At 69.5% G+C, this 16,923-nt stretch carries 16 protein-coding genes and 1 pseudogene; 7 read left to right on the top strand and 10 right to left on the bottom strand.

Annotation, left to right across the window (positions count from 1 at the left end):
- Nucleotides 1–16 precede the first annotated feature (16 nt).
- The 4 genes and pseudogenes from JEQ17_RS49945 to JEQ17_RS09725 all read right to left on the bottom strand — a co-directional run bounded on the left by JEQ17_RS49945 (nucleotide 17) and on the right by JEQ17_RS09725 (nucleotide 3,358).
- A complete protein-coding gene (locus JEQ17_RS49945; RefSeq protein ID WP_234048134.1) occupies nucleotides 17–313 on the bottom strand; it encodes a glycoside hydrolase family 9 protein in 297 nt (98 codons plus the stop codon).
- A 251-nt stretch (nucleotides 314–564) separates the two neighbouring features.
- The gene (locus JEQ17_RS09735; protein ID WP_200394857.1) at nucleotides 565–1,347 is read right to left on the bottom strand and encodes an SDR family oxidoreductase; all 783 of its coding nucleotides are present in this window, start codon (nucleotides 1,345–1,347) and stop codon (nucleotides 565–567) included.
- Nucleotides 1,348–1,427: 80 nt separating this feature from the next.
- Entirely contained in the window at nucleotides 1,428–2,267 is an 840-nt protein-coding gene (locus JEQ17_RS09730; RefSeq protein ID WP_200394856.1) for an SDR family NAD(P)-dependent oxidoreductase, read from the bottom strand.
- A gap of 215 nt (nucleotides 2,268–2,482) precedes the next feature.
- Nucleotides 2,483–3,358: pseudogene (locus JEQ17_RS09725) on the bottom strand (helix-turn-helix transcriptional regulator).
- 177 nt (nucleotides 3,359–3,535) lie between these two features.
- On the opposite strand from JEQ17_RS09725, the gene JEQ17_RS09720 reads away from it, so the two are divergent.
- From JEQ17_RS09720 to JEQ17_RS09710, 3 genes are all read left to right on the top strand, one after another.
- Nucleotides 3,536–4,402, top strand: a complete 867-nt coding sequence (locus JEQ17_RS09720; RefSeq protein WP_200394855.1) for a helix-turn-helix transcriptional regulator — start codon at nucleotides 3,536–3,538, stop codon at nucleotides 4,400–4,402.
- An 84-nt stretch (nucleotides 4,403–4,486) separates the two neighbouring features.
- On the top strand, nucleotides 4,487–5,041 hold the full coding sequence (locus JEQ17_RS09715) for a flavin reductase family protein (RefSeq protein ID WP_234048133.1): 555 nt from the start codon (nucleotides 4,487–4,489) through the stop codon (nucleotides 5,039–5,041).
- 289 nt (nucleotides 5,042–5,330) lie between these two features.
- Nucleotides 5,331–6,950: a serine/threonine-protein kinase gene (locus tag JEQ17_RS09710; RefSeq protein ID WP_200394854.1), complete on the top strand. Its 1,620-nt coding sequence runs from the start codon at nucleotides 5,331–5,333 to the stop codon at nucleotides 6,948–6,950.
- 31 nt (nucleotides 6,951–6,981) lie between these two features.
- Here JEQ17_RS09710 and JEQ17_RS09705 read toward each other — a convergent pair whose 3' ends face one another.
- Nucleotides 6,982–7,872, bottom strand: coding sequence for an oxygenase MpaB family protein (locus tag JEQ17_RS09705; protein ID WP_200394853.1), 891 nt, complete (start codon nucleotides 7,870–7,872; stop codon nucleotides 6,982–6,984).
- A 314-nt stretch (nucleotides 7,873–8,186) separates the two neighbouring features.
- On the opposite strand from JEQ17_RS09705, the gene JEQ17_RS09700 reads away from it, so the two are divergent.
- The 4 genes from JEQ17_RS09700 to JEQ17_RS09685 all read left to right on the top strand — a co-directional run bounded on the left by JEQ17_RS09700 (nucleotide 8,187) and on the right by JEQ17_RS09685 (nucleotide 11,499).
- Nucleotides 8,187–8,444 carry a hypothetical protein gene (locus JEQ17_RS09700; protein ID WP_200394852.1) on the top strand — a complete coding sequence of 86 codons (258 nt, stop codon included), beginning with the start codon at nucleotides 8,187–8,189 and terminating at the stop codon, nucleotides 8,442–8,444.
- 170 nt (nucleotides 8,445–8,614) lie between these two features.
- A complete protein-coding gene (locus JEQ17_RS09695) occupies nucleotides 8,615–9,115 on the top strand; it encodes a molybdopterin-dependent oxidoreductase (RefSeq protein WP_200394851.1) in 501 nt (166 codons plus the stop codon).
- 163 nt (nucleotides 9,116–9,278) lie between these two features.
- The gene (locus tag JEQ17_RS09690) at nucleotides 9,279–10,208 is read left to right on the top strand and encodes a LysR family transcriptional regulator (protein ID WP_200394850.1); all 930 of its coding nucleotides are present in this window, start codon (nucleotides 9,279–9,281) and stop codon (nucleotides 10,206–10,208) included.
- Nucleotides 10,209–10,338: 130 nt separating this feature from the next.
- Nucleotides 10,339–11,499 (top strand): NAD-dependent formate dehydrogenase, encoded by a 1,161-nt coding sequence (locus tag JEQ17_RS09685; protein ID WP_200394849.1) that lies wholly within the window; start codon nucleotides 10,339–10,341, stop codon nucleotides 11,497–11,499.
- Between the two features lie 162 nt (nucleotides 11,500–11,661).
- Here JEQ17_RS09685 and JEQ17_RS09680 read toward each other — a convergent pair whose 3' ends face one another.
- From JEQ17_RS09680 to JEQ17_RS09660, 5 genes are all read right to left on the bottom strand, one after another.
- Nucleotides 11,662–12,057 carry a TOBE domain-containing protein gene (locus tag JEQ17_RS09680; RefSeq protein ID WP_200394848.1) on the bottom strand — a complete coding sequence of 132 codons (396 nt, stop codon included), beginning with the start codon at nucleotides 12,055–12,057 and terminating at the stop codon, nucleotides 11,662–11,664.
- Between the two features lie 18 nt (nucleotides 12,058–12,075).
- Complete coding sequence (locus tag JEQ17_RS09675; RefSeq protein ID WP_200394847.1) at nucleotides 12,076–14,472, bottom strand: ATP-binding cassette domain-containing protein; 2,397 nt, start codon at nucleotides 14,470–14,472, stop codon at nucleotides 12,076–12,078.
- A gap of 189 nt (nucleotides 14,473–14,661) precedes the next feature.
- Nucleotides 14,662–15,114 carry a pyridoxamine 5'-phosphate oxidase family protein gene (locus JEQ17_RS09670; RefSeq protein WP_200394846.1) on the bottom strand — a complete coding sequence of 151 codons (453 nt, stop codon included), beginning with the start codon at nucleotides 15,112–15,114 and terminating at the stop codon, nucleotides 14,662–14,664.
- Nucleotides 15,111–15,467, bottom strand: coding sequence for a VOC family protein (locus tag JEQ17_RS09665; RefSeq protein ID WP_200394845.1), 357 nt, complete (start codon nucleotides 15,465–15,467; stop codon nucleotides 15,111–15,113). The genes JEQ17_RS09670 and JEQ17_RS09665 overlap by 4 nt, the downstream gene beginning before the upstream one ends.
- A gap of 371 nt (nucleotides 15,468–15,838) precedes the next feature.
- Complete coding sequence (locus JEQ17_RS09660; protein WP_200394844.1) at nucleotides 15,839–16,888, bottom strand: LacI family DNA-binding transcriptional regulator; 1,050 nt, start codon at nucleotides 16,886–16,888, stop codon at nucleotides 15,839–15,841.
- Nucleotides 16,889–16,923 lie beyond the last annotated feature (35 nt).

Here is a 16,923-nt window from a genome sequence, read left to right as displayed (position 1 = left end):
TCAGAGGCTGTACCGGTTACGGGCTACCGACTGTCGCCCACCGGTTACCGGCTACTGACTGTCGGCCTGTGCGGTCAGGGCGAAGGCCAGCCGCGCCGTCGTGGCTGCCCCTGAGATTGGCCAACTGGTGTTCCGGGCAATGCGGATGGACCTCACCCGCGCCGATCACGAAGCTGTTTCCCCAGGCTTTGGCGCCCAGCGCCCAACCTCGCTGCCGACCGGCGAAGGCCGCATAGCGGGTGTCCCGCCAGGCTGGGGGTGATCGGCTCGCTTGGGTCGTTTCGCGGGACCCGGCGATGCGGAACGCGGGCAAGCGGCCTGCCGCGGTGCCGGTCAGGACGACGCGGTAGGTGCCGGGGGTGCACCACGCAGCTGAGTAGCGACGACGGGGCCCAGCTCGGGATCGTCCTCCAAGACCAATACGCGCATGGCCCGGAGCTCAGACGCTGCGGGCACCAGGGCCCGGGAGTCGCTCGGCCGTGCGGGCCGTCATGTCCGCCGACGCGTCATGGCGGGGGAGGAACAGCGCTCGGCCGTTCCTCCCCCGCCATGACGGGCCGGACCTCAGACGACCTGGGCGGTGGGCAGGATGGTGATCTCGGTGAGGTTGACGTGACGCGGTACGGCGGCCATGAAGGCGACGGTCTCGGCGACGTCGGCGCTCTGGAGGACGTCGATGTCGTGGATCAGGTCGGCCATCAGCTTGGACGCGTCGGGGTCGGTGACGTGGTCGGGCAGCTCGGTGTCGACCATGCCGGGCTCGACGGTGGCGACGCGGACCATCTTGGGACCGAGTTCGACGCGGAGCAGCCGGGTGAGGTGGCTGATGTACGCCTTGGTGCCGGAGTAGATGGAGAACTTCGCCAGGATGCGGGTGGCCGCGATGGAGGAGGTGTTGATCAGGTCGGCGGGCCTGCCCTGGGCGGCGGAGTCCGTCAGGTGGGGGAGGAACGCGGCGATTACGTTCATCAGACCGCTGATGTTGAGGTCGATCTGGCGCTGCCAGTCGTCGACCTTCAACTCCTCGATGCCGGAGATGAGTTGGACACCGGCGTTGTTGAACACGAGGTCGGCCTTGCCGAAGCGGGCGGCGACCTGGTCGGCGGCGGTCTGGACGGCGGCGCGGTCGGTGACGTCGACGGCCAGGGCGAACGCGGTGCCGCCGGCGGCCTCGATGTTCTTGACCAGGCTGTCGAGGCGCTCCTTGCGCCGGGCCAGTACGACCACGGTGGCGCCCAGTTCGGCGAGGCGTTCGGCGGTGACGGCACCCATGCCGCTGGAGGCGCCGGAGACGACGGCGACACGACCGGCCAGGGGAGTGCCCGTGAGCAGAGCAGCAGACATCACAAAACCTCAATCTGTTTGATCGGGAGGGGTGGAGCTCTTTGATAGGGAGGGCTCGGAGGGTGGGGAGAGGCGGCCGTGGGTCAGGCGGCGTCGTCGTGCCCGGTGGCGGCGGACTTCTCGCGCCACGGGGCGAGATCGTCCTGCACCTGCTGGTACTTGACGTCGAGCCGCTCAAGGGTGTCGCGGCCCAGGTAGAGGTGCGTGGGCAGCTTCTCGGCGGACGCGACCTCGACGATGAGGGCGGCGCCCTTGACCGGGTCGCCGAGCTGCGCGTGGTTGGCCCGGTCGATCCAGTCCAGCGTCACGTGCGCGGGGGTGTCGTCGTAGTCGGCGATACGGTTCGCGGCCACGGAGAGCGAGCTGGAGTCGAGGAAGTCGGTGCGGAAGACACCCGGCTCGACGACCACCGACTGGATTCCGAACGGGGCCATCTCGGCCGAGAGCGCTTCGCTGATACCGGCGACCGCGAACTTCGACGCGCAGTACAGGCTGACACCGGGCTCGCCCTCGAAGCCCGAACGGGAGCCGATGTGCACGAGCTTGCCCGAGCCCTGCCTGCGCATGACGGGCAGCACGGCGCGGGTGACGTTGATCAGGCCGAAGACGTTGAGGTCGAACAGCGACCGGGCCTCCGCGTCGGTGATCTCCTCCAACGCGCCGAGCAGGCCGCGGCCCGCGTTGTTCACCAGGACGTCGATGCCGCCGAACCGCTCCACGGCGGCGTCGACCGCCTGCGGGATGCTGTCGTTGTCCGTGACGTCCAGGGCGACCGCGAAGACGTGGTCGGAATCCTTGAGATCGGCCGGCACACGCTCCGGGTTCCGTACGGCGACCACGACATCGTTTCCGCCCGCCAGGGCGGCCCGGGCGATTTCAGCACCGATTCCGCGGGAAGCGCCGGTGACAAACCACGTAGCCATTTGAAAAACCTCTTTCGTCGTTTCCCCTTTTCGGGGATTTCCTGTTGACGTATTCGAGTCTGCCCGTCGGTCATGGCGCGATGAAGGCCGTGCTTTTCCTGGGAGTCCCATACCTAGGAAGGCGGGGTGAACACGCGGGCGAAGCACTGAAGGCCACGCAGCGAACTGCGTGGCCTTCAGTGCTTTCCGCGGTACGTCCGGGGGATGAACTCGGCTCAGGTGCCGTGCGAGGGATTCTGCTGGTGAGGTACCTCGCGCGCGCTGATGGAACCCAGCAGGGACAGGCGATCCTCGGAGGGAGAACCAGGCTCCGCCTGGAGGATCACCAACTGCTGCCCCGGAGCGCTGCGGATGTTGAGGGCCTCGTGCCTCAACTCCAGTTCTCCCACGCCCGAGTGGTACATCTGCTTGACCTCGTACGGCGGGACCCGGGTGTACTCGCGTGCTTACAGGGAGCGGAACTCGGCGCTGCGCACGGACAGTTCACCGACGAGCTCCAGGATGCGGGGATCCTCGGGGGTGCTCGCGGCGGTCTGCTGAAGGTCGGCGACCGCGCGGTTCTTGGCCCGGTCCGCGTTCCGGTAGAAGGTCTTCGCCGCGGGGTCCAGGAAGAGCATGCGCAGTACGTTGTCGTGCTGCGCGAAGTCTCCGTAGAGGGCGTCGGCCAGTGCGTTGGTGGCCAGTAGGTCCTGGGCGTGGCCGATGATGAAGGCCGGTGTCCTGGTCCAGCCCTCGATCAGTTGCCGCAGGTGCGGGCGGACACGCTCGACCCGGAAAGGGGACTTCGTGCGGCGGGTGGCCGGCCGGCCCAGCCGGAACAGTTCCCGCTTGTCCTCCTCCCCGAGATGCAGCACGCGGGCCATGGCCTCCAGAACCCGCGGCGAGGGGCTCAGTTCACGGCCCTGCTCCAGCCGGCTGTAGTAGCTCAGGCTGACACCCGCAAGGGTCGCGACCTCGTCGCGCCGCAGTCCGGGCACCCTGCGTCGGCCGGCGCCGGGCAGTCCCGCGGCCGCGGGGGTGAGGCGTTCCCTGCGGGAGCGGAGAAACTGACCCAGCCCTTCAACCAGGTCGGGGCGCGTGTCGTTGTCCATGCTTTCGAGGCTAGGCGGAGAACGCCCGGAAATGGTGCGCGGACGGTGGGTGCGTTACACCCAGGATTGCGGGATGCACTCCGCCCCACGGCTACTCTGCGTATACGTTCTTGTCGCCTGGTGTCATATTGCACAACCTGGACTTCTGGTCGGCCGGAAACCATCTAGGCTTGCCGCATGAGCAATGGGACACCTTTGGGTGATTTCCTCAGAGCCCGTCGAGAAGCCCTCAAGCCGCACGATGTCGGTCTCCCCGAATACGGGCGACGTCGGGTGCCGGGACTGCGCAGAGAGGAAGTCGCGCTACTCGCAGGAGTCAGCTCCGACTACTACATCAGGCTGGAACAGGGGCGTGAAAGCAGCCCCTCCGCGCAGGTGGTCGAGGCAGTGGCCGTCGCGCTGAAACTGGACGCGGAGGCCGCCGACCATCTCAACCGCCTCTGCCTCACCGCCTCGCAGCGCCCGCGCGGCTGGGGCGAGGCGGAGGTCAGCCGGCAACTGTTGCAGCTGATGGACGGATGGGAGCACACCCCGGCCTTCGTGGTTGGCCCGGCCCTCGACATCATGGCGGCCAACTCCCTCGCCACGGCTCTCCACAGCGGATTCGACCAGTTCGACAACCTCGCCCGCATGGTGTTCGTCGACCCGGCAGGGCGCGAGTTCTACCAGGAATGGGAGCGGGCCGCGCACTCCTGCGTCGCCGAGATCAGGGCCGCCTACGGCCACGATCCCGAATCGGCCCGTATCGCCGAGGTCGTCGCGGAACTGTCCGCCCAGAGCGAGGAGTTCGCCGGTCTCTGGAAGATGCACGAGGTCAAGGGCAAGTCCCAGGAGGGCAAGCATCTCAAGCATCCCGAGGTCGGAGACCTGAACATCAAGTTCGCGGCTTTCACGGTCAACGGGGCTCCGCATCAGCAACTGGTCGTCTACCAGGCCGAACCGGCCGGCCCGACGGCCGCCGCCTTCGAGACGCTGAGGGCCATGGCGGTCGAGCCGAAGCAGGCGCGGGCCGCCGCGCCGGAGCAGGCCCAGTCACCGAGCTGACGTTGTTCCTGGGTGCGGCAGGACCAGGCTCCGGGGCGTAGCAGGACCAGGTGCCCGGGTGCGGCAGGACCCACGTTCCTGGGTGTGGCCCTTCAGTCCCACCCCCTGCACCAGGTTCACCGACTCATCGAACCCGGCCCCGTCATCCTGGTCACCACCAGGCATCGCGGCATCCCGAACGTGATGACCAACGGGTTCAACATGATGGTGCGCCACGCCCCGCCGCTGATCGCGTGCACGATCGGTCCCTGGGACCACAGATACCGGGCGCTGGTCGAGACCGGCGAGTGCGTCGTCTCGGTCCCGACGGCTGACATGGCCGCAACCGTGGTCGACATCGGCAACTGCTCGGGCGCCGACGTGGACAAGTTCGAGGAGTTCGACCTGACCGCCGTGCCCGGTGAGCAGGTCCAGGCACCGCTCGTGGCCGAATGCTTCGCCAACATCGAGTGCAGGGTCGCCGACACCAGCCTCGTCGCGCCCTACAGCCTCTTCGTTCTCGAACCCGTCAGGGCGTGGACCGACCCCTCGCAGCCGCAACCACAGCTGTTCCACCACCGCGGAGACGGAACCTTCACTCTTGACGGGCCGACCATCGACCTGAAGGACCGCATGACCAAGTGGCAGTACCTCTTGTAGCGCCGGTGCGTCCGGCGGTGACGAATTCCGGCGGGTCGGCCCCGACCAACTCGCGGTTCATCTCCCGGACCATCTCGCGGTTCAACCCCCGGACCATCTACCGGTTCAACGCACGGCTCAACGCACGGCTCAATCCCCGGATCGACGCCCCGGTGGAATTGCTCGTTGGCCGATTGCAAATGCCTCGGACCGGCCTCTGGGGCGCGAGGCGCTCCGCTATGCTCGCCCCCGTTCGAGTGAATGACGGCCGGTGGGCATTGACATCGCCGGGAAGGAAATGTGAGAGCGCGTGTTGTCCGGAGATGGCGATCACCAGGCGGGGACACGTTCGGGACGCGGCTCGGGACGCGGCTCGGGACGGCTGGTCGCCGGCCGGTACCTGCTCCACGACATCCTCGGCCAAGGCGGCATGGGCACCGTCTGGCGCGCCCACGACCAGCTGCTGGACCGCCCGGTCGCCGTCAAGGAACTCCACATCCTCACCCACGGCGACGAGGAACACCGCATCCGGCTGCGCCGTGCGGTCCGCGAGGCACGCGCGGTCGCACGGGTACCGCACCCGCACGTGGTGGGCGTCCACGACCTGGCCGAATCCCAGGACCGGCTGTGGATCGTCATGGAACTCATCGAGGGCCCCTCCCTGGCCCAGCACCTCACCGAACACGGACCGCTCACCGCGCAGCACACCGCCACGCTGGGACTACAGTTGCTCGACGCACTGGTGGCGGTGCACGCCGCCGGCACCCTGCACCGCGACGTCAAACCCGCCAACGTCCTGCTGCGCCGCGACGGCAACGCCGTCCTGACCGACTTCGGCATCGCGGTCCTGGACGACGGCGAGTTCCTGACCACCACCGGCGAACTGATCGGCTCCCTGGAATTCATGGCCCCCGAGCGGGTGATGGGAGCCGAGGTCGGCCCCGCCTCCGACCTCTGGTCCCTCGGCGCCACCCTGGCCACCGTCTGCGGCGGCCAGTCCCCCTTCCGCAGACCCGCCCGCCCCGCCACCCTGCACGCCGTCGCCTACGCCGAACCCACCCTCAGCGAACGGCTCGGCCCGCTGCGCCCGGTCATCGAAGCCCTGCTGCGCAAGTCCCCCCACGAACGCCCCACCACCACCCACACCCGCCAGGCACTGCACCACATCGCGACCGGCCACACGGACCCCGGACCACTGCTGCCCTCACCCACCGGACACACGACCCGGCCCACACCCACGCCCACGCCCACGCCCACGCCTGCGCCCGGGCCCCAGCTGGCCGACGCGGACACCCTCACCAGCGGCCGCCGACACCCGGCCCCCGCAGGACACAGCGGGCGGAGCGGGCAGACAGCCACGCACACCACCTCACTCCGGCCCACGCCCCAGCCCTCCTCCAGCTCCCGCTCCCGCGGCGCGAAGCGGCTGGGCTGGACCCTGGCCGCAACGGCCGTACTGGCGGCGGGCGTTGCCGGGAGCCTGTTCCTCACCGGAGTCCTGCCCCTGACGAAGGACCCGGTCACCACGACCACCCGGCAGGCCGTGAAATCCACCACCGGCTGGCAGCCAGTGCGAGGGATGACCATCCAACAAGGCGACAAGGTCACCGTCCGCTTCCTCTCGGGCCAGTGGACCGTCGACCACGTCAACATCCCCATGACCGGCCCGGCCGGCTACACCACCGCCATCGACCAGTCACTCGCCGGCGCCAAGGACTGCAAGATCAAACCCGCGGCACCGTTCGGCACCCTCCTGGCCCGCCTCACCGGCCAACAGAATCCTCCCCTCCACTCCGCCGGACGGAAACTGACCTTCACAGCAGCCGACGAAGGCACCCTGCAACTGGCCATCAACGACATCGCCGACCGATGCGTCCACGACAACAAAGGCACCCTGACCGTCCAAGTCACCGTCACCCACCAACCCTGATTGCCGAGCATTCCGATGACGCGGTCGAGAACTACCGCTCAAGCTCCGTGAGCTGTGCGTCGGTGCGCCGGTTCCGTCGGAGGCGTTCCGGGAGCGGTGTGCGGAAGTCGGGCAGCAGGTGCTGGGCGCGGAACGCGGACTTCAGGAAGGCGCGTACGAGACGCTCGCGGCGGGGGCTGATCCAGCCGATGCGATGGAGCCGGCAGACCCGCTCGCCCGCGAGGTAGCGGGTCAGATCGCTGCCGAACGCCCGGAAGGGGGCGGGGAACCAGCGCTCCGCGAAGAATTCCATCATCGCGGTCGCCACACGATGGCCGGACTCCGTCGGCTCGTACGGCCTGGACTCGAACTCGACGGCGAACGCGATCATCGCGTCCCAGTCCTTGGGGAAGGCCTCGTCGGACAGTGGGCCGGACTCGCGTTCCAGGAGGAGGAAGAGCGCCTCCGCCCATCGGTGCCAGGCGGTCTTCATGGGTTCGCTGGTGCCGGGCAGGCCCAGCGAGGTCTGGAGACGGTCGCCGAACGTGGCCAGCAGCACCAGTGGATAGACGAAGTCGTCGGTGTCGTCGAAGTTGCCGGGTAAGTGCGGGGTTCCCCGGGCGATGGCCAGGTGGATACGGTTCAGCCGCGCGGCGGCCCCGCGGCCCGCCGTACTGGACAAGCCGTCCACCATCCAGGCCATCAGGAAGTCGTTGCCGTCCTGGAAACGCCGGTGGGGCCGCCTCTCCAACTTCGAGGTGTGGGCCAGTGTGGCGGATCCGAAACTCGGCTGCATCATGCGCATGGTGCCCGGATAGATCATCATCGCCAGGGCGAACTCCGGGACGCGGTGGCCGACATAGAGCGAGACCATCCGCTCCCAATCGGTCTCCGGGTCCATCCGGGACAGTTCGCGGTCCACCCACTTGTATCCGCGGCGCAACGTCGGTTCCCCCTGTCTCCGACCATGCGTTGTGGCGTAGTGCTACCGGCCGCACGTCCGTCGGCTTCGTCCGCAGGACGGCGCATGATCCCCGTGGGGGAGAGGACGCTCCAACTCCTCCTCTCGATACCGCGGCTCGTTGTGACTTGGGCCATATCACCGGCGCCCTGCGAAGCAACCCTTCCCGGTGCGCGGGCGTCCTTCCCGGCGTCGTGTTCGGAGGATCAGGATCAAGATCAAGATCATGGTCAGGATCAGGATCAGGATGAGCCTCTGTCCACGCGTACTTGGAGCCGACTGAAAGGGCGCAGTCCATGGAGCTCGATCCCAATCTCTGCCTCGATGTTCCGGAGGGTTTCGACGACACGGATGCCGAGAGCCAGGTGCATCCCATAGCCAGGAAGCTGTTCCCGGCCACAACCGCCGCGGAAGCCTTCGGGAAAGCCCAGGAGTGGGTGGGGGAGAACCAGGTCTTCCTGCTGGATGTCTCATGGGACTTCGCGTACGACGAGGACGAGCCCTACACGCTGAGCATCTACTTCACGTTCGAGCTGGAACCCGAAGACGCCTGACGACGGCCGGCCGGGGGCACGGCAGGCGTACGTACGCCGTCGATCGTGCAGCAAATGCAAGGGGAAACCCCTCTGTGCTTAGCATCAGCCGGAGTTGCCATCCGTAGGGGTGGCAAGTGCGTTTGTGCGAGGTGGGTGTCCGGGTACGGTCATGCGGGAGGTGGTAGCCCGTGAGCCAGTCCCTCGCAGCTGCCCGTACAGCCGCCGGTCCCGTGGCGGAACTGGTGCTCGCCGGTGATCTGGCCCGCCCGGCCCGGCTGACGGTGCCCGATCTGCTCGCCTGGCCGCAGCGCGAGGCCGAGGTCAGCTTCGAGTGCGCCACCAGCGGTATCCGGCACCACCGCTTCACCGGACCGCTCCTGCACGACGTGCTGACGGCCGCCGGCCCCGCCTTCGACCCCGACCGCCGCAAGGACAGGCTGCGCTTCCTCATCGCCGTGTCCAGCGGGGACGGCCACCACGCGCTGCTGTCCTGGGCCGAGATCGACCCCGACTTCGGCCGCGCGCCGGTCCTGCTCGCGGTCGGCATCGACGACACCCCGCTCGACCGGGAGGGACCCCAACTCGTCCTGCCCCAGGACCGCTGCGGCGCCCGGCACATCAGCGGCATCGACACGATCCGCGTGGACGGCGGCTACACCCCGTGGACGGTGACACCGGCCGGCACGTGACACCAGCCGACGCGGTCGGCTTCCCGGAGCCCCGCCGCCCGCGGTCGGCCTCCCGGAGGCCGCCGCCAGGGGTCGGCCTCCCCGGACGCGCGCAGCCCGGCCCATGCTGTACGTCGGCACACCGGCACCCCGGGCGCGCAGCCCCCTCCCGCGGAGGTCACGCATGCAACTGCGCCAGCTGGAATACCTGGTCGCCCTCGCCCGCGAACGCCACTTCGCCCGCGCGGCGGCCGCCTGCTTTGTCTCCCAGCCGTCGCTGTCCGCCGCGATCCGCCGCCTCGAACACGAACTGCACGTCCCGATCGTGCGGCGGGGGAGACGGTACGAGGGCCTCACCCCGGAGGGCGAGGTGGTCCTGGCCTGGGCGCACCGCATGCTCGCCGAACGCGACGCCCTCCGCCAGGAGTTGTCCGCCCTGGGCGACGGCCTCACGGGCACGCTCCGCCTCGGGGTGGTCCCCACGGCGCTGCCTGCCGCCTCCCTGCTGACGACCCCCTTCTGCGACCGCCACCCGCGCGCCCGCGTCAGCATCGAGTCCCTGTCGTCGGCCGACATCACCCACGGGCTCGCCGAGTTCGAGCTGGACGCGGCGATGACGTACCTCGACGACGACTCGATGCGCCGACTGCCGCTGTACGAGGAGCGGTACGTCCTGCTCACCCCCACCGACGGCCCGCTCGCCGCGGCCTCCACGGCCCGCTGGGCCCAGGCCGCCGCCCTCCCGCTCTGTCTGCTCGGCCCGCGCATGCGCAACCGCCGCATCATCGACGAGTGCTTCGCGGCCGACGGCGCCACGGCCGCCCCCGCGATCGAGTCGGACAGCGTGGCGGGGCTGTACGCGCACCTCCCCGGCGGCCGCTGGTCCAGCGTGATCTCGCACGCGTGGCTGCACATGTTCGGCGTACCGGAGGGGATGCGGGTGGTGCCCCTGGAGGGGCCCGCCCATGGACCGAGGGTGGGACTGGTGACCGGCCCGGACGACCCTCCCTCCGTACTGGCCGCGGCGCTGGTGGCGGTGGCGCGGGAGGCGGGCGTACGGGAGGCACTGGACGAGCGGCTGCGGACGTACCTGGAAACCGCGGATACGGGTTGATAGCCGTCGGCTATACGGGCATAGCGAAGTTCGCTTTGACCAGCGCATTCGACCCGGAGGATCGTGAATTCCACCTTCCCGCACGGGAGTTGAGCCGAACTCCCGCACCCCGGAGTCGAGGAGCTGCGACATGGCCAAGGTGCTCTGCGTCCTGTACGACGACCCCACCGACGGATACCCGACCTCGTACGCCCGTGACGACCTCCCCGTGATCGACCACTACCCCGGCGGTCAGAGCGCCCCGACCCCGTCCGAGGTCGACTTCACACCGGGGCACCTGCTCGGCAGCGTCTCCGGTGAACTCGGCCTGCGCCGCTTCCTGGAGGCCGCCGGGCACACCCTGGTCGTCACCTCCGACAAGGACGGCGACGGCTCGGTCTTCGACCGTGAGCTGCCCGACGCGGAGGTGGTGATCTCCCAGCCGTTCTGGCCGGCGTATCTGACCCCGGAACGTGTCGCCGCCGCGAAGAACCTCAAACTGGCGATCACCGCGGGCATCGGCTCCGACCACGTCGACCTCGACGCCGCCATCGCGCACGGCGTGACGGTCGCTGAGGTGACGTACTGCAACAGCATCAGCGTCGCCGAACACGTGGTGATGATGACGCTGTCCCTCGTCCGCAACTACCTGCCGTCCCACCAGGTGGTGCTCGACGGCGGCTGGAACATCGCCGACTGCGTGGCCCGTTCGTACGATCTGGAGGGCATGCACGTCGGTACGGTCGCCGCCGGGCGCATCGGGCTCGCCGTGCTGCGCCGACTCGCGCCCTTCGACGTGAAGCTGCACTACACCGACCGCCACCGCCTGCCCGAGGACGTGGAGCGGGAACTGGGCCTGACCTTCCACGAGTCGGCCGCCGACATGGTGCCGCACTGCGACGTCGTCACCATCAACGCGCCGCTGCACCCGGAGACGGAAGGGCTGTTCGGCGACAAGTTGTTGGCCCAGATGAAGCGCGGCGCGTATCTCATCAACACCGCGCGGGCGAAGATCGCTGACCGGGACGCCGTGGACCGGGCGCTGCGCAGCGGCCAGTTGGCGGGCTACGCGGGCGACGTCTGGTACCCGCAGCCCGCCCCGCCCGACCACCCCTGGCGGACCATGCCGCACCACGGCATGACCCCGCACATCTCCGGCTCCTCCCTCTCCGCCCAGGCCCGCTACGCGGCGGGCACCCGGGAGATCCTGGAGTCGTGGCTGACCGGCCGCCCCATCCGCGACGAGTACCTGATCGTGGACGGCGGCGCCCTGGCGGGAACGGGCGCACACTCGTATTCGGTCACCAAATGACCGTGCACCGGTACTCGGCCCGCCAAGCGACCGCGCACCGATTCGGCCGCCGAGTGACCGCGCACCGACACGCAGCCACCAAGTGACCGCGCACCGGTGCTCGGCCACCAACTGACCGCCCTCCCGGTCGAGATGTGACCGGCGGAGGCCACCCCCGTTCCCTCAGGCGCGGTCGATGTGTACGTTCGTCGACTTCACCCGGGCGGTGGCCTCCACCCCGACCTCAAGACCCAGCTCCTCCACGGCCTCCCGGGTCAGCAACGACACCAGCCGGTGCGGACCGGCCTGGATCTCGACCTGGGCGGCTACATCGCCGAGCTTCACCGCGGTGACGATGCCGGGGAATGCATTGCGGACGGAGGTGTACGAGACGTCCTCGTCGCCTCCGCCGCTCTTGGCCAGCTCGACGGAGAAGGCGGCCAGGTCCCGCCCGTCGACGAGGCGCCGCCCGCCCTCGTCCCGGTGCGTGGCCACCCGGCCCGCGTCCGCCCACCGCCGAGCGGTGTCCGGACTCACTCCGAGCAGCCTCGCTGCCTGGCCGATCGTGTAGGACTGCATACGCGTCAAGATAGGCGATCAGGCGCCGACGTACGCCGCCAGGTGCTCGCCGGTGAGGGTGGAGCGGTCGGCGACGAGGTCCGCGGGAGTGCCCTCGAAGACGATCTTTCCCCCGTCGTGGCCGGCGCCGGGACCGAGGTCGATGATCCAGTCCGCGTGTGCCATGACCGCCTGGTGGTGCTCGATGACGATGACCGACTTGCCGGAGTCGACGAGCCGGTCGAGCAGACCGAGCAGCTGCTCGACATCGGCGAGGTGGAGGCCGGTGGTCGGCTCGTCCAGTACGTAGACACCGCCCTTGTCTCCCATGTGGGTGGCCAGCTTGAGCCGCTGCCGCTCGCCGCCGGACAGTGTGGTGAGCGGCTGGCCGATGGTGAGATAGCCGAGTCCGACGTCGGAGAGCCGCTGGAGGATCCTGTGCGCGGCGGGCGTGGCCGCCTCGCCGGAGCCGAAGAACTCCTCGGCCTCGGTCACCGGCATCGCGAGCACCTCGCTGATGTCCCGCCCGCCGAGGCGGTACTCGAGCACCGACGCGTCGAACCGCTTGCCGCCGCAGTCCTCGCAGGTGGTGGAGGTGCCGGCCATGATCCCCAGGTCGCTGTAGATGACGCCGGCGCCGTTGCAGGTGGGGCAGGCACCCTCGGAGTTGGCGCTGAACAGCGCGGGCTTCACGTCGTTGGCCTTGGCGAACGCCTTGCGGATCGGGTCGAGCAGCCCGGTGTACGTCGCCGGGTTGCTGCGCCGTGAGCCGCGGATCGGGCTCTGGTCGATCGACACCACACCCTCGTCGGTGGGGACCGACCCGTGCACGAGCGAGCTCTTGCCGGAGCCCGCGACGCCGGTGATGACGCTGAGCACCCCGAGCGGGATGTCGACGTCCACGTCCCGCAGGTTGTTCGCCGTCGCGCCGCGGATTTCCAGTGCACCGGTGGACTTGCGGACCTCCTCCTTGAGGGAGGCCCGGTCGTCGAGGTGGCGGCCGGTGATGGTGTCACCGGCCTTCAGCCCCTCGACGGTGCCCTCGAAGCAGACGGTGCCGCCCGCCGTGCCGGCGCCGGGGCCGAGGTCGACCACATGGTCGGCGATCGCGATCACTTCCGGCTTGTGCTCGACGACGAGCACGGTGTTGCCCTTGTCCCGCAACTGCAGCAGCAGGTTGTTCATCCGCTGGATGTCATGCGGGTGCAGGCCCGCGGTCGGCTCGTCGAAGACGTACGTGACATCGGTGAGCGATGAGCCGAGGTGGCGGATCATCTTGACGCGCTGGGCCTCGCCGCCGGACAGCGTGCCCGACGCCCGGTCGAGCGAGAGGTAGCCGAGACCGATCTGCACGAACGAGTCGAGGGTCTGCTGGAGCGCGGTGAGCAGCGGCGCCACCGACGGCTCCTTGACGCCGCGGACCCACTCGGCCAGGTCTCTGATCTCCATCGCGCAGGCGTCGGCGATGCTCTTCCGGTTGATCTTCGAGGACCGGGCGCCCTCGGTCAGCCGAGTGCCGTCGCACTCGGGACAGGTGGCGAAGGTGACCGCCCGCTCCACGAACGCCCGGATGTGCGGCTGCATCGCTTCCTTGTCCTTGGACAGGAACGACTTCTGGATCTTGGGGATCAGCCCCTCGTAGGTGAGGTTGACGCCGTTGACCTTCACCTTGGTCGGCTCGCCGTAGAGGAAGGCCTGCATCTCCTTCTTGGTGAAACTGCGGATCGGCTTGTTCGGGTCGAGGAATCCCGACTGGGCGTAGAGCCCCACGGTCCACTGGCTGTCCGACTTCCAGCCGGGGATGGTGAACGCGCCCTCGGCGAGCGACTTGGAGTCGTCGTAGAGCTGGGTGAGGTCGATGTCGGAGACCTTGCCCCGGCCCTCGCAGCGCGTGCACATACCGCCGGTGCGGTTGAAGGTCGCCTTCACGGTCTTGGTCTTGTCGGCACCGCGCTCGACGGTGATGCCGCCGCTCGCCCGGACCGAGGCGGTGTTGAACGAGTACGCGCTGGGCGGGCCGATGTGGGGCTTTCCGAGCCGGCTGAAGAGGATGCGCAGCATCGCGTTGGCATCGGTGGCGGTACCGACCGTGGAGCGCGGGTCCCCGCCCATCCGCTGCTGGTCGACGGTGATCGCGGTCGTCAACCCGTCGAGTACGTCCACCTCGGGCCGCGCCATCGTCGGCATGAAGCCCTGCAAAAAGGCGCTGTACGTCTCGTTGATCAGCCGTTTCGACTCCGCGGCGATCGTGTCGAACACCAGGGAGCTCTTGCCCGAGCCGGAGACACCGGTGAACACCGTCAGCCGCCGCTTGGGGATCTCGATGCTGACGTCCTTGAGATTGTTCTCGCGGGCGCCGTGCACGCGGATCATGTCGTGGCTGTCGGCATCGTGCGTCGCAGGCGACTGCGCGTCCGTCCTCGTGGTCCTGCTCATCGTGTCTCCCTCCGTGGGACGGGACCGCTCTCGCGGTGCTCCGTCGGCGTCGCCTGGCTCGATCGATCCGACCGGCTTCGAGCAGCATGTCTGGTTCTACTTCGTCGGCGCCGGTCGCGGCAACGGGACGCCGTCATTCCTGATCGGCGCTGTCGGCGGGGGTGGCCCGAGGCCCGCCCGGCCGAGGCGTCAGACCGACCAGCGGCCGTCGCGCATCAGCTCGCGGTCGTCCAGTTCGTTCACTTCGCGCCAGGCCTGGATGCGGCGCGGAGAGATACGGAACCAGCGGTACGGCGTCGTCAGCGTCCGCGGGTCGAAGTCGGTGTGCTCGGCGAACCGGTCACCCCTCTCCTTCGGCAGCGCGTCGAGCTCCAGGACCTCGACCTCGCCGTCGATCATGACCACGTCCCGGGTCGGGCCGAGGCCCAGCCGAACGGTCCGGGTGGCGGCCAGGTTCCTGCCGGTGGGGCTGTTCGTCGGCGTGGCCACCAGCAGCGCCTCGCCGTCCCAGTCGAAGGACAGCGGTACGAGGTAGGGCGTACCGTCCGCAGAGGCGCTGGCCACCCAGAGGTCGACGTCGTGGGCGAGCCGGTGCTCGGTGTCGCGACGACGCCGGTCGCGGCTGCGGGGAGCGGCGCTCATCGGTCCTGCAGCAGTCCGAGGACATTGCCGTCGAGGTCGGTGAAGGCTGCCACCAGGCGTCCGCCACCGACATCGTGCGCGGGCTCCTTCACGGTGGCACCGGCAGCCGTCACCTCGGCCAGCTTCGCCTCGATGTCCGGCACGTGCCAGTACACCACCGGCGAGCTCATGCCCTGCTGCCCACCGTTCGGCACCAGCCCGATGTGCTGGCCGGCGGCCTCGAAGCCGACGTAGTACGACTCGTCGGTCTGCGGCGCCACTCCGAGCAGCGCGGTGTACACCGCCTTGGCCGACGCCAGGTCGGACACGGGATGCAGCACGGTCTTGATTCCTTGTGTGGCAGAGCTGGTCATGGTCACTCCTGAAGCGGTCGTGTCGAAGCGCGGCGGGAATCCTGGCTGACTGGTGAAGCACATGGCAGTCACGCTAGCCGCGGCCCGGATGAGACGCTTCTCGATTCCTGACCGATGCGTTCGGCTGCCTCACCACGCACCAAAGGGTGACCGGAGAGTCGTTCCGCTCCGGCCGTTCCTGCTGGCTTGGCAGTCACTCCGAGGCCGACCGACCGGGCACCGGCAGCACCCGGTCGGGAACGAGTCCGGCGAGGTGGAACGTCTCGTTCGGGAGCGGTGTGCTGCCCGCGCCGAGGACGAACACGTTCACCGAGACCGGCCCCCGCAAGCAGAGGAAATCCTGTATCCCGTCCAGTATCCCGCGCCTCTCCCTACGGCCGTGAAGACCGGACGCCGTGCGGCGGTGCCGCGGTGGTTCCGCGGGTCACGAGGTGCGGGGCGATGACGGTCTCCGTGCCGGAGGGCTCCTCGCCCTCCAGCCGTGCGACGGCCCGGCCGACGGCGAGTTCGGCGAGGCGGGAGGCGTCCTGACCGACGGTGGTGAGGTCGATATGGGCGAGGCGGGCGAGGTGGCTGTTGTCGAAGCCGACCACGGAGATCTCGTCGGGGACGGCCACCCGGGCGCGGAGGAACGCGTCGAGGACGCCCGTGGCGCAGCGGTCGTTGAAGGCGAGCACGGCGGTGGGCCGTGGCCGGGCGTCGAGGAGCGCGCGGGCGGCCGTGGCACCGTCCTCCTCGGTCAGGCCACCGGGCAGAACGCGCGTACGGTCGGCGAGCCCGTGGCGGTTCATGGCGGTGCGGTAGCCACGGCGCCGGTCGGCGGCGCCGGGTGCCTTTCCGCCGTCGATGTGGGCGATGTCGCGATGGCCGAGGGCCACCAGGTGGTCGACGGCCTGGCGCGCACCCTCGTCGTCGGCGGTGCGCACGACGTCCACCCCGGCGGCGGCCGGCCGCAGCCGCCGCACCACGGAGACCACCGGCAGGTGCGCGGACAACTCGGCCAGCCGTGCGGCGGGGGCCTGCGGACCGAGCAGGATCAGGGCCTCGCACCGGTCGCCGAGCAGCGTCTCCACCGCCTGCCGCTCACTGCGGCTGGGCGCGACCGCGCTCAGGGCGACCTGGTAGCCGGCGGACTCGGCCGCCGCGTAGATGCCCTCCACGAGGTCGGTGTGGAAGGGATGCTGGAGGCCGAACTGCACCCCGAGCAGACGCGAGCGGTTGCTGCGCAGCAACCGCGCCCGGGAGTCGGGCCGGTAGCCGATCTCCCGCGCCGCCTCCAGCACCCGCTCGCGGGTCGCCGCGCTGGCGCCCTTGGCCTCGCGCATCACGATGGAGACCAGCGCCGTGGACACCCCGGCCCGTGCCGCCACATCGGCGAGGGTCGGCCGCCTTCCGTCGGGGACCACGGGGGTCGCTGGCATCGCCGGCCTCCCCGGTCGAGGTGGGTGACTCGGTC

This window comes from Streptomyces liliifuscus (assembly GCF_016598615.1).
Taxonomy (GTDB): domain Bacteria; phylum Actinomycetota; class Actinomycetes; order Streptomycetales; family Streptomycetaceae; genus Streptomyces; species Streptomyces liliifuscus.
The sequence above is the reverse complement of the archived record's forward strand: the minus strand, read 5'-3'. Positions and strand labels throughout refer to the sequence as shown.